The organism is Allomuricauda sp. MMSF_3307 (assembly GCF_030733585.1).
GTDB lineage: Bacteria > Bacteroidota > Bacteroidia > Flavobacteriales > Flavobacteriaceae > Flagellimonas.
This window is the reverse complement of the sequence record NZ_JASHIQ010000004.1, coordinates 1-11,921: the sequence shown is the minus strand read 5'-3', so window position 1 is coordinate 11,921 and position 11,921 is coordinate 1. Positions and strand designations below refer to the sequence as shown.

11 protein-coding genes and 1 rRNA gene are annotated in these 11,921 nt (G+C 41.7%); 8 read left to right on the top strand and 4 right to left on the bottom strand.

The annotated features are described in order from the left end of the window. Positions 1–32 precede the first annotated feature (32 nt). Both RBB12_RS10785 and RBB12_RS10780 read left to right on the top strand, forming a co-directional pair. On the top strand, positions 33–788 hold the full coding sequence (locus RBB12_RS10785) for a hypothetical protein (RefSeq protein ID WP_306014421.1): 756 nt from the start codon (positions 33–35) through the stop codon (positions 786–788). Positions 789–804: 16 nt separating this feature from the next. Beyond that, positions 805–1,881, top strand: coding sequence for a trypsin-like peptidase domain-containing protein (locus RBB12_RS10780; RefSeq protein WP_306014422.1), 1,077 nt, complete (start codon positions 805–807; stop codon positions 1,879–1,881). 29 nt (positions 1,882–1,910) lie between these two features. Here the strand turns inward: RBB12_RS10780 and rocD are convergent, their stop codons facing one another. After that, the gene (rocD, locus tag RBB12_RS10775) at positions 1,911–3,194 is read right to left on the bottom strand and encodes an ornithine--oxo-acid transaminase (protein WP_306014423.1); all 1,284 of its coding nucleotides are present in this window, start codon (positions 3,192–3,194) and stop codon (positions 1,911–1,913) included. Between the two features lie 234 nt (positions 3,195–3,428). On the opposite strand from rocD, the gene rlmD reads away from it, so the two are divergent. Genes rlmD through RBB12_RS10755 form a run of 4 tightly spaced genes read left to right on the top strand, consistent with a single transcriptional unit; the run spans position 3,429 to position 6,465 of the window. Beyond that, on the top strand, positions 3,429–4,841 hold the full coding sequence (rlmD, locus tag RBB12_RS10770) for a 23S rRNA (uracil(1939)-C(5))-methyltransferase RlmD (RefSeq protein WP_306014424.1): 1,413 nt from the start codon (positions 3,429–3,431) through the stop codon (positions 4,839–4,841). A 30-nt stretch (positions 4,842–4,871) separates the two neighbouring features. Then, on the top strand, positions 4,872–5,390 hold the full coding sequence (locus RBB12_RS10765; RefSeq protein WP_306014425.1) for a DUF6452 family protein: 519 nt from the start codon (positions 4,872–4,874) through the stop codon (positions 5,388–5,390). Continuing rightward, entirely contained in the window at positions 5,371–6,126 is a 756-nt protein-coding gene (locus RBB12_RS10760; RefSeq protein ID WP_179385496.1) for a DUF6048 family protein, read from the top strand. Before RBB12_RS10765 ends, RBB12_RS10760 begins: the two co-directional genes overlap by 20 nt. Continuing rightward, positions 6,127–6,465 (top strand): VOC family protein, encoded by a 339-nt coding sequence (locus RBB12_RS10755; RefSeq protein ID WP_306014426.1) that lies wholly within the window; start codon positions 6,127–6,129, stop codon positions 6,463–6,465. Between the two features lie 143 nt (positions 6,466–6,608). Here RBB12_RS10755 and RBB12_RS10750 read toward each other — a convergent pair whose 3' ends face one another. Continuing rightward, positions 6,609–7,772 carry a class I SAM-dependent RNA methyltransferase gene (locus RBB12_RS10750; protein WP_306014427.1) on the bottom strand — a complete coding sequence of 388 codons (1,164 nt, stop codon included), beginning with the start codon at positions 7,770–7,772 and terminating at the stop codon, positions 6,609–6,611. A gap of 56 nt (positions 7,773–7,828) precedes the next feature. On the opposite strand from RBB12_RS10750, the gene RBB12_RS10745 reads away from it, so the two are divergent. Beyond that, positions 7,829–8,515 carry a ZIP family metal transporter gene (locus tag RBB12_RS10745; protein WP_306014428.1) on the top strand — a complete coding sequence of 229 codons (687 nt, stop codon included), beginning with the start codon at positions 7,829–7,831 and terminating at the stop codon, positions 8,513–8,515. Between the two features lie 113 nt (positions 8,516–8,628). After that, on the top strand, positions 8,629–10,845 hold the full coding sequence (locus tag RBB12_RS10740; protein WP_306014429.1) for an Ig-like domain-containing protein: 2,217 nt from the start codon (positions 8,629–8,631) through the stop codon (positions 10,843–10,845). Positions 10,846–10,866: 21 nt separating this feature from the next. Here RBB12_RS10740 and trhA read toward each other — a convergent pair whose 3' ends face one another. Both trhA and rrf read right to left on the bottom strand, forming a co-directional pair. Beyond that, positions 10,867–11,502, bottom strand: a complete 636-nt coding sequence (trhA, locus tag RBB12_RS10735; RefSeq protein WP_306014430.1) for a PAQR family membrane homeostasis protein TrhA — start codon at positions 11,500–11,502, stop codon at positions 10,867–10,869. Between the two features lie 84 nt (positions 11,503–11,586). Next, positions 11,587–11,698: ribosomal RNA gene (gene rrf, locus RBB12_RS10730) — 5S ribosomal RNA — on the bottom strand. Positions 11,699–11,921: the final 223 nt, after the last annotated feature.

The window sequence follows — 11,921 nt, the reverse complement described above, 5'->3', positions numbered from 1 at the left end:
AAACCCCAATTGCACTTTGCCAACCTTACAAAGTGTACGATGTATTGAGGGAAATAAGTGTGTATTCTGATGACTATGACGATGAATTTATAGAAAAATATCAGGCTGAATTCTTCACCACCCCTAAGACTACCCCCTTATCCGAAGACGAAAAAGATACCGTTTGGCAACAGATTCAGGAGGTTTTGGAGGACTATGAGAAGTACAGCAAGGAGTTCAAGGAGAAAAGATGGAACGATTATCAATGGGATATTACCGTATTGTCCCTTCTAAAAATCGTAAACATGCCCTGTGTTCATGGAACGCTGCGAACCAAGCTGGAAGAATATGTATCCAATCTCTTCAATGGTCAAATTGATTTCAACTTTAGAATCGATAAAGGAACAAACTTTATGCAGAAGCTACTTGCAAAGTCAAAGGAAGAATTTTTGCAGGATATGTATCATGCAGAGTCATTGATTTCCTTGAAGTGGAGAAGCTCTACGGAAGTTTTGCAGAACCACGCAAAAAGTATGGAGACCTATGTGGAGCGCTATGTTAAGGAAAACAATCAGTTGATGCTCTGCTATTACCTTCAGTCCGCTTTTTTAAAAATGATTTACGATTATAATATGGAGGAGCACCACCAAAATGCCATTTACGATGTACTTGAAAAGGTTTCAGGCAAAAATCTGGATGAAGCTCGTCCCCTTTTGCTCAACACATATTATGCGTTTTTGGATGGAACGGTAAGTACCACTTCATCCACAAAAAAAGGAAAAGGTTTCTTTTCAAAATTATTTAGCTAACCAGATAGAGGATAACATGGAAAATATTAGAAAATCGGTTTACAAAATTGTGACCGCTTCGGGTACAGGAAGTGGTTTTACGGTCAACGGGCAAAATCATATCATCACCAATTATCATGTGGTAAAGGGAGAAAAGACAGTTGCCGTAGAAGATTATAAAAAAGACAGGCATGTTGCACAGGTAGTGATGGTGAACCCAGAAGTCGACTTGGCCTTTTTGAGCATAGACGGATTTACCAACACCAATACGGACATTTCCCTTCAAGAGGAAATTCAGATTGTAAACACCCAAAAAGTATTTATTAACGGATACCCATTTGGAATGCCGTATACGATTACAGAAGGGATCGTATCGTCGCCGAACCAACCCATGGGGAGCAGAAGCTATGTACAAACGGATGCCGCAGTAAACCCTGGGAACTCCGGGGGTCCCATGTTAAACGAAGCTGGGGTTCTTGTAGGGGTAACCACGTCAAAGTTCACCAATGCGGACAATGTGGGCTTTGGGATAAAGCACACCGACTTGATCAAGGAATTGAATGACTTTTCCCATTTACCTAATCAAACAACATTCAATGTAAAGTGTAACTCCTGTGACAATTATACCGACAAAGAATCGGAGTTTTGTGCCCATTGTGGCAACCATCTGGATATATCGATTTGGGAGGAATTTGAAAAAAGTGACTTTGCAAAGTTTGTGGAAGGTGCCCTAGAGGATTTAGGAATCAACCCAGTTTTGGGGAGGGCAGGAAGGGATTATTGGGAGTTTCACCAAGGGAGCGCATTGGTTCGCATATTCGTCTTTAAAAGAGACTATTTGGTGGCCACATCACCCATGAACCATCTACCAAAACAAAATCTTGAAGAACTATTGAACCATTTAATGGAAAGCAACGTGGAACCTTATTATTTAGGTATTCACGATAACCAAATCTATCTCTCCTATCGCGTACATCTTTCTGATATTTTCACCGATTATGCCGAAAAAATCAAAGAAAACATCAAGAATTTAGCGCTGAAAGCTGATGACTTGGACAACTTTTTTGCGGACTCCTTTGGGTGTGAAATGTCCATAGAATCAAAAGAACAATAAAAAAACTGGGGCAAAAGCCCCAGTTTTCTTTAACTCCTTTTAAACTCTTTCAGTGTCTTAATAATAATGGACACACAATCCAGCAATTGCTCGCGGTTCATCACCAAAGGTGGCGCAAACCGAATGATGTTTCCGTGGGTAGGCTTGGCCAATAGACCATTTTCCTTGAGTGCCATACAAATGTCCCATGCCGTGGAGCTATCCTCCGAATCGTTGATGACGATGGCGTTGAGCAGCCCGCGTCCACGAACCTTCACCACCAAATCACATTCCGGGATGAACTTGTTCAGCTCCTCACGGAAAAGTTCTCCCAAGGTTGCTGCATTCTCGGCCAGGCTTTCTTCTTTGACCACTTCCAAAGCAGCCATGCCCACAGCTGCCGCAACAGGGTTTCCACCAAAGGTGCTTCCGTGGCTCCCTGGCGTGATTACTTCCATAATGGGATCGTTGGCCAATACCGCGGATACTGGATAAACACCGCCGGAAAGGGCCTTCCCTAAAATCAAAATATCGGGTTTCACCTCGGGTGTGCCGCTACAGTTTTTGTCCGCACAGCTGCAATTGCCACAGGTGGCCAACAAACGTCCCGTTCTGGCAATACCTGTTTGCACTTCATCGGCAATAAAAAGGACATTGTATTTTTCGCAAAGGGCCTTGGCACCTTTTAAATAACCCTCCGAGGGCACATAAACCCCAGCTTCACCCTGAATGGGTTCCACTAAGAAACCAGCTACATGGGGATTGCTTTTTAGGGCATTCTCCAAAGCGGTTAGATTATCATACTCAATTCGGATAAACCCTTCGGTGTAGGGACCGTAATTATTACGCGCCACCTCGTCATTGGAAAAAGAAATGATTGTAGTGGTTCTACCATGAAAATTGTTCTCGCAAACAATAATCTGGGCTTGGTTTTCCGGAATTCCCTTTTTGCCGTAAGCCCATCTTCTACAAATTTTCAAAGCGGTCTCTACCGCTTCCGCACCCGTATTCATGGGCAACAACTTGTCAAAATTAAAAGTCTCCGCAGCGTACTTCTCGAATTTGCCCAACATATCGTTGTAAAATGCACGTGAGGTCAAGGTCAAGGTTTTTGCCTGCTCCATCATGGCCCCGATAATTTTGGGATGACAGTGACCTTGGTTTACGGCAGAATACGCAGAAAGAAAATCGTAGTATTGCTTTCCTTCCACATCCCACACATGGACACCGTCGCCCTTGCTCAAGACCACAGGTAGTGGGTGATAATTGTGTGCTCCGTACTTGTTTTCCAAATCTATCGCTTGCTGCGATGTTAAATGCTCTAAAACAGCCATTTCATTAAATGATTAAAATTGATAAAATAACCATTCCTACTGTACCTTTATTCTTTCGAAGTCTCGAAAAAGCAGCGTGGGAGAGAAATCATCCCTTGGAGTGCCCGCAAATTACAAATTAATTGATGAAAATATAATTTTCGCCACGCCTTTCCCGCTGGAAAAGCCAAAAGTTTAGATGCAATTTAAGAAGCTGCGTTCCCCGAAATACCAAAAAGAACTTACTTTTGCGCCATGCGTAAAAATAGAAGGAGAAAAACGTTTGAAAACGTCACCGTAGTAGATGCGGGAGCAAAGGGAAAATCCGTGGGGAAAGCACCAGATGGACGAGTAATTTTCCTCAGTAATGCCGTACCCGGTGATGTGGTGGACGTAATGACCACCAAAAAACGAAAAGCCTATTTTGAAGGCGTTGCCACCAAATTCCATACCCTGTCCGACAAACGGACGGAACCCGTTTGCCAGCACTTTGGTACTTGTGGGGGCTGCAAGTGGCAGCACATGGGCTATGAGCACCAACTTTATTTTAAACAAAAAGAGGTGGAAAATAACCTGAAGCGAATCGGTAACTTGGAATTACCCACGACCCAACCCATTTTGGGTTCCAAGGAACAATATTTCTACCGAAACAAAATGGAGTTTTCGTTTTCTGACAGTCGATGGTTAACACAGAAAGAAATCGACTCCGACAAAAATATTGAGGACAGAAATGCCCTTGGATTCCATATTCCAGGAATGTGGGATAAAATTCTGGACATCAAAAAGTGCCACTTACAGGAAGACCCCTCCAATGCAATTCGCCTTGAAACAAAACAGTTTGCCAACAATAACGGGCTAAGCTTTTTCAATCCAAGAAAACAGGAAGGGCTACTAAGGACTTTGATGATTCGTACCTCCTCCACCGGCGAAATTATGGTGCTCATCCAATTCTTTGAAGAGCATAAGGAGCAACGAGAACTGTTGCTGAACCATTTGAAGGATACCTTTCCGGAAATCACTTCCTTGCTATATGTTGTCAATTCCAAGGCCAACGATACCATTTATGACCAAGAGATAATCTGCTTTGCAGGACGCGACCATATTTTCGAGGAAATGGAGGGCTTACAGTTCAAAATCAATGCGAAATCCTTCTACCAGACCAATTCAGCCCAAGCCTACGAACTTTACAAAGTAACCAGGGATTTTGCCGGGCTTACGGGAAATGAGCTGGTGTATGATCTATACACAGGAACAGGCACCATTGCCCAGTTTGTCGCGAAAGATGCCAAAAAGGTAGTCGGTGTTGAATCCGTTCCCGAAGCGATTGCCGATGCAAAGGCCAATGCGGTGCATAACCAAATTTCCAATGTGGAATTTTTTGTTGGCGATATGAAGAATGTATTTAATGATGATTTTATTGCTGCCCACGGCCAGCCAGATGTTATTATCACCGACCCGCCAAGGGATGGTATGCACAAACAGGTGGTAGAGCAGTTATTGCAAGTGGGACCACCAAAGATTGTTTATGTAAGCTGTAACAGTGCCACACAAGCAAGGGACTTGGCATTGATGAAAGAACAATATCAAGTTGTCAAAGTGCAGCCGGTGGATATGTTCCCCCAGACCCACCACGTTGAAAATGTTGTACTTTTGGAAAAACGGGTCTAGCATTTGAACGTAAACCCTCAGGTAAACAGAATGAAGAAACTAATCCCCATCCTACTTATCACCGCTCTATTTTACTGGGTATCTTCCTGCGAAAAGGACGACATCTGTGTTGATGGAGACACCCCTTTATTGGTGTTGGGCTTTTTTGATGTGAACGACACCACAGCCGCAAAGGCCGTACCTTCCATTCGCATCAAAAGTATTGATATTGATAGCGTACTAACCAATTCAACCTTTGGTGACCGGTCCAATTCACCGGATTCGCTACAGGTACCCTTACGGAGCAATGCGGTGACCACCATGTACCAAATTATCTCCGGCTCGGACGACGATGATGAAACCAATGAGGAAATCGGAAATATCGACACCCTGACCATTTCCTATGAACTTGGGGAAGCGTTTATATCAAGAGCCTGCGGATTTGTGACCAATTACAATAACATTTCAGTAACCCTGACCGAGGGTGCCGAAAACTGGATTCAAGATATTAGGGTCGTTCAGCCCAATGTAGAAAATACCGATAACATCCATGTCAAGATATTTCACTAAGATTTTATTCGGCCTCATGCCCTTTTTCGCACTGGCCCAGAGCGAACCCATAGACCTTTCTCAAAAAGACACCGTGGAGTACAAGGAAAAATATGGACTTCGTGTGGGTGCCGATATCAGTAAATTGGTGCTTTCCTTCGCTGATGAGGATTACACCGGACTGGAATTGGTGGGCGACTATCGGTTGACCCAAAAACTATATCTCGCGGCCGAAATCGGGAACGAGACCAAAAAGCAGGACGAAACCTTACTCAACACACTGTTGTACGACTACGAAACCTCAGGAAGTTACATTAAGGCCGGGGTGGACGTTAATACCTACACCAATTGGTATGGGATGAACAACGCCATTACCATTGGGGGACGCTATGCCTTTGCCAGCTTTACCCAAACCCTGAACGATTACAGTCTGTACGAGACCAACCAATTTTTCAACGAGGAATTTTTACCGGGAGAAAACCCTAACCGTGAATTTAGTGGCCTTTCTGCCTCGTGGTTGGAGTTTGTCGTGGGGGCGAAAGTGGAACTTTTTGCCAATATTTTTGTAGGCATGAGTGCGCGACTGGGATTTTTGATCACCAATACAGAGGATGAACAATTTCCCAATCTCTGGATTCCCGGATTCAATAAAGTGACCGACGGAAGCAACTTTGGGGTGAATTACAACTATTCCATCTCCTACTTCATCCCACTATATAAAAAATCCAAAAAGAAGCAACCCGAAGCTGAACAGTAAATGAAAACCACTATTGATTATATCGAATTCAAAGCAACGGATTTAGAGAAGACCAAAACTTTTTATCATGAGGTCTTTGGATGGGAGTTTACGGATTATGGTCCGAATTATGTGTCGTTTTCCGAAGTTGGAATCGCAGGTGGTTTTGAACTGAGTGCAGAACCCATTAAGAATGGTGCACTCGTAGTACTTTATCATAGCGACCTTAAAGCCATCCAGGAAAAAGTGATTCAAAACGGAGGGACCATAAGCAAGGAAATCTTTGAGTTTCCCGGAGGAAAGCGTTTTCATTTTAGGGATCCATCGTGCAACGAACTGGCCATTTGGTCGGAAAAGTAAAAGGAGCCCTAGTGGGACTCCTTTCACAAAATTTGGTTGAGTTAGTTAGTTGTGTTTTAAACACACTCCAAATCTAAACAATTCTTTCGCTTTTTCCTACCATTATTTTTTGGGGAATGGACTAGCCCTTTTGCCACACAGCCTTAATGATCACCCTGACTTTTATCCTTTTTGCTTCCCTCGTAAATATCATATTTCACCAATCGGGCTTCCAGTTTCCCGTTAAAAGCCTTTATTTTCTTCGAGGTTTTCAAGCCTACGTGTTTTAATGCCTCTAGGTTGGAGGTAATCAACCAGGCTTCCGTACCGGGATAGTTTTGCTTTAAGGTGTCCCCTATCCTTCCATAAAAATCTTCCATCTCAATGGGCAGGCGCTCCCCATACGGTGGATTAAAGACCATGAGCAATTTCCCTTCCACGGGTTTCTCGGTCCTAAAAAAGTCCTTGCGTTCCACCGAGATATAATCCGATAGATTCGCATGGTCCACATTCTCCTGTGTTTTTCGTACCGCAGAAGGAGCCTTATCGTACCCTATGATCTTATGGTGGAATTCCCTGACCTTTTTTAAGCTGGCATCCGCAATTTTCTGGTGCAATTCGGCATCATAATCCTTCCACTGCATAAAAGCGTAGGATTCCCTATTGATATTCGCTGGAATATGGCAAGCAATCATGGCCGCTTCCACCAAAAAAGTACCACTCCCGCACATGGGGTCCAAAAAATCCGTTTGGCCATCCCAACCACTCTTTAGCAATAATCCTGCAGCCAACACCTCATTGATGGGCGCTATGTTTGTTAAAATACGGTACCCCCTTTGGTGCAGGGAGTTGCCCGAACTGTCCAACGAAACCGTACAGGTGTTTTTATAGATATGGATATTGATTCGGATATCAGGATCTTGGGTCTTCACATTGGGACGATCGCGCACCACAGCCCTAAACTTGTCCACGATGGCATCTTTGGCCTTTAAGGAAACGAACATGGAATTATCAAAGACCTCCGTATTGGCAATACTATCAATGGCAAAGGTTTTTTCCACATCAAAAATTGAGGGCCAATCCAACTCATAAATATGCCTGTAAAGATCTTTCTCATTGAACACTTGAAAGGTTTTGATGGGTTTGTAGACTTTTAAAGCGGTCCTTAGGCATAAATTGGCCTTGTACATAAAACCCGTATCACCTTCAAAAGTAACATTACGAACACCCTCCTCCACATGTCCAGCACCCAAATTACGAAGCTCCTTTGCCAAGATAGGCTCGAACCCGTAGAGCGTTTTTGCCATCATTTTAAAATTCCCTGCCATACTATCCTAAAATCTTTCCGCAAAAATAGGTTATTTTTGCCCCTTTAATTCCCGATATGGATTTTCCTTCCGCTATTATTTACATGGTTCCCATTTTGGCCGTTTGGTTCGGTTTTGGATTTGTTTGGTTCACCAAACCAAAGAACAACGATAATATAAAGCTATTGCTGGCCTTTAGTGGAGCCTTTTTATTATCGCTGACATTTTTTGAGCTATTGCCCGAAGTGTATCATGACAATGACCCCAAAATAATAGCGCTATACATCTTGGGAGGGATTTTATTGCAGGTTTTTTTGGAGTTCTTTTCCAAAGGTGCCGAACATGGGCATATGCATATCCAAATACAAGAAAATAAGTTCCCAACACTGTTGTTCTTGAGTCTATCCATACATGCCTTGGTCGAAGGAGTGCCGATACACGATAACGACTCCATACTTTACGGAATTGTTATCCACAAGATTCCCATAGCCATTATCCTAAGTATCTTTTTAATCAATTCAAAGATGAAATTGGGGACTGTTTTGCTCTTTATCGGAGCTTTTTCGCTGATGACGCCTCTGGGAAGTTACCTGTCCACTGTGTCGTGGATACAGGATTATGGGCATTTATTGACGGCTTTGACCATTGGGGTATTTTTCCATATCTCCACCATTATCCTTTTTGAAAGTTCCCAGGGTCACAAGTTCAATCTGCGCAAGGTGGTGGTCATTATTTTAGGCATTGGAATTGCGTATCTGGTTTAGGGAGACTGCTAAATCTCAGTTTTACCGGTTAACGATTTTTCTTACTTTTTTAGAGTGAAAAATGACTTTTTTTACCTAAAAGAGTTATTTTTCCCATCAACTAAACTAACTATATGAATTTTTTACGCTCCACTATACTGCCATTGCTAGCTGTTGGTATTTTTTACTCTTGCTCCTCAGACTCCGCGGACCCAACCCCAGAGCCAGATACTGTAGCACCCACCGTAGATTTCACAATAGCTGGCATATCAAATTCCTCAAACTCTCAAACCGTGGTGGTCAGCGGTCAAATCCAAATCAATGTTGATGCAGAAGACGAAAGAGGTATTGCAAAGGTGGAAGCATTTATAAATGGAGAAAAAGTCGGGGAGGATACAACTTCTCCCTATCAAATAACCGTTGACGTTTCAGGTTTTGCATCCAAAACAGCCGGAACAAAAAAATTTAAGGATTATGTTCTTAAAATCGTAGTTACGGACACTTCAGGAAATGAAACATACAAGGAACAAATAATCAACATTGATAATGAGATTCCTATTATTTTCAATCTTTCCATTTCAGAGAATCAAATAATTGGTGGCGACTATAACGAGATATCCTTTGAAATCGAAGAAAACCAAGGTTTGGAATCCATTGAGATCTATCTCAACAACCAACTGTACCAAGAACTTGATACGGACAATTTTTATTTCAACTTGCAAACGTCAGAATTGACAGATGGAGTAAACACACTGAAGATTGTTGCAAGAGACCTTGCAGATAATATTGCTCTTTTTGAAGTTCCTTTCATTTCTGACAACACAGGTCCTGAAATATCAATTGAGGATTTATCAGACGACCAAATAATTGATGGTACAATTACCATAGCACCTAATCTTGACGATGAGTATTCCGAATTGTTTTCGCTTTCCATAGAAATTGATGAACAGGTGCTTTTGGCAGTGGAAAATCCCGAAAACGAATCATATACCTTTAATTCTAATCAGTTCCCGACGGGATTTCACAAATTTAAAATTATTGCTAAGGATGTTTTACAAAATACAACTGAGTTAGAAATCTCAACAACCATTTTAAGGCGGCTGCTTCAAATAAACATACCCAGCAATTTTTTTGATGATAGAGACGAAGTTGTGATCTTCGTTTCTAGACTAGATGGCTCCCTATTGGATGAAGCAACAATTTCACAAGATGAGCAATTAATTGCATTTAGAACTCTCCTAGATTTAGAACCAGAAGAAAAAATCATGCTGACTTTTGCCTTAAAAAGTCCTGGTGGGGTCAATGATTTTAGTACGTTTTATTCTATTACAGATATAGACAGAAATGTGCTTCCCATCATCAATTTGGACTATAAACCAATAGTAGAGCAAAATTGGCAATATTATGAAGCTAGCGGTTTTTCGATGGACGACTACAACAATTTAAGAGGTATCGCTAGTAGGTATTTTGTTTATTTAAAATGGGAAGATCCAAATATGTTTCAATTTTATAATTTGGAATGTTTAACCTGTCCAACGTATGAAATGGACAAATACTATGTTAACATAAGAGAAACAGACACAGAACCTTACCAATATTCATGGTTACCAGCCCCAATCAACCAAAATACGGTTCTAGATAAAAAGGATTTTACAAGTGAAGGGATTGAAAAAAGGTTTATTCAAGTAAACAATCTTCCAACGGAAAATTTTACGGCTTATTTAGATGTATTGGGATATTTGAACGAAGAGGAATTTATTGGCAACTATTATCATCAAATAGATAAAAATAGCACAAGAAACTGGGAATTAAATCAAAGTGGAATCGAGTACAATTACAATGACGATTTTCAATCTTATTGTACCAAAGTGAAATTGGCAAATTATCAAATCACTAGCTACGGGTCAATTTTGGAGTCTTTTACCATACCGAACTGGTCGGTGGACTGGGTCGAATCAAATAGGGAAATTACCATCAACAAATCAAGTAATGGTGATATATTGGGTAAAATTGAACTAGGTCACAGCACAAGTTCCAATGCGGATTACGTTCCCTATACTTGGAATATAATTTTTAATAGTCAAGAAAATAATGAAGTTAAAATTCCGGATTTTCCTGAAACTATCAAATCATGGGATTTTTACGTTCCTTTTATTGAAAACCCTTTGTTTATACAACAAGTAGACATTAAAAAATATGAAGGCATAAATGATTACGAAGACTATCTCATTAAAGTTATAGAAACCAATAAGGCTCCTCATTTGTCTTCCCCAAAAATTGAAAGCGTCTTTAAAAGAAATCCTTTAATCAATAGCGACATCACGCCTATATATAAATGGTTGTTTGATTAAATAATATATTAAACTAAAGAATCAATTAATCAACCCAAAAATTAACCGCCAGTGGCTAATCGCCCCACTGAGCACAAAAAAATGCCATATCAAATGATTATATGGTATTTTTTTTACCGCATAGAAAAGTATTCCAATGGTATAAAATGCACCACCCAACGAAAGGTAAAATAGTCCTGATGCAGACATATGCTCCATTAAGTAAGGGAGGTCAATGACAATCAACCACCCCATAACACCGTAGAGCACTAAAGAAAACGCCTCAAACCTACCAGTAAAGAATATTTTAAGTACCGTTCCAAACAGTGCAATGCTCCAGACCAAATAAAACAATAACCATCCTTTGGATGGCAACAATACAGAGAGGCATACTGGAGTGTAGGTCCCTGCAATCAAATAGTAAATACTGATATGGTCTAAAATCCTAAGTCGTTTCTTCAACTTTGGATTTACCACCGCATGATATATGGTTGATGCTGTAAATAATAAAAGTAACGAGGCCACATAGGCGCCAATGCTCGCTTTCATAAAAGGCATGGCTCCCAAATCGTTTTGAAATAAAAAGATTCCTCCTATGGCCGCAAGCACGATTCCCAGGGCATGGGAGTAGGCATTTAATTTTTCCTCGAGTAAGACTGGATTGGATTGGGAACTCAATGGTATCGTTTAAAAGATGTTTTTATGGTGCAAAGATAACCCCAAAAAACAAAAAAGCCCCTCACGTTGTGTGAGGGGCTTCAAGGAAGGCGGCGACCTACTCTCCCACCTGGTGTGGCAGTACCATCGGCGCAAACGGGCTTAACTTCCCTGTTCGGAATGGAAAGGGGTGGGCCCCGTCGCCATGGCCACCTAGATCTTCAATATTTTAATATCGGTCACTTGGGCGGGCCCTGCCGGGCCTGTCGAAGTATATCCGAAGCACGGTTGCTGGGCGCAGCCGAAGCATGACATATGTTGGGACGGGCGTGTGCCCGTCAAAAAAAAGAATCAACGAAGTGGAGCGTCCTTAAGGAGCTTCCGAGGGGGCAATGCGCAAGCTTACGGGCAATTAGTACCGCTCGGCTGCATGCATCGCT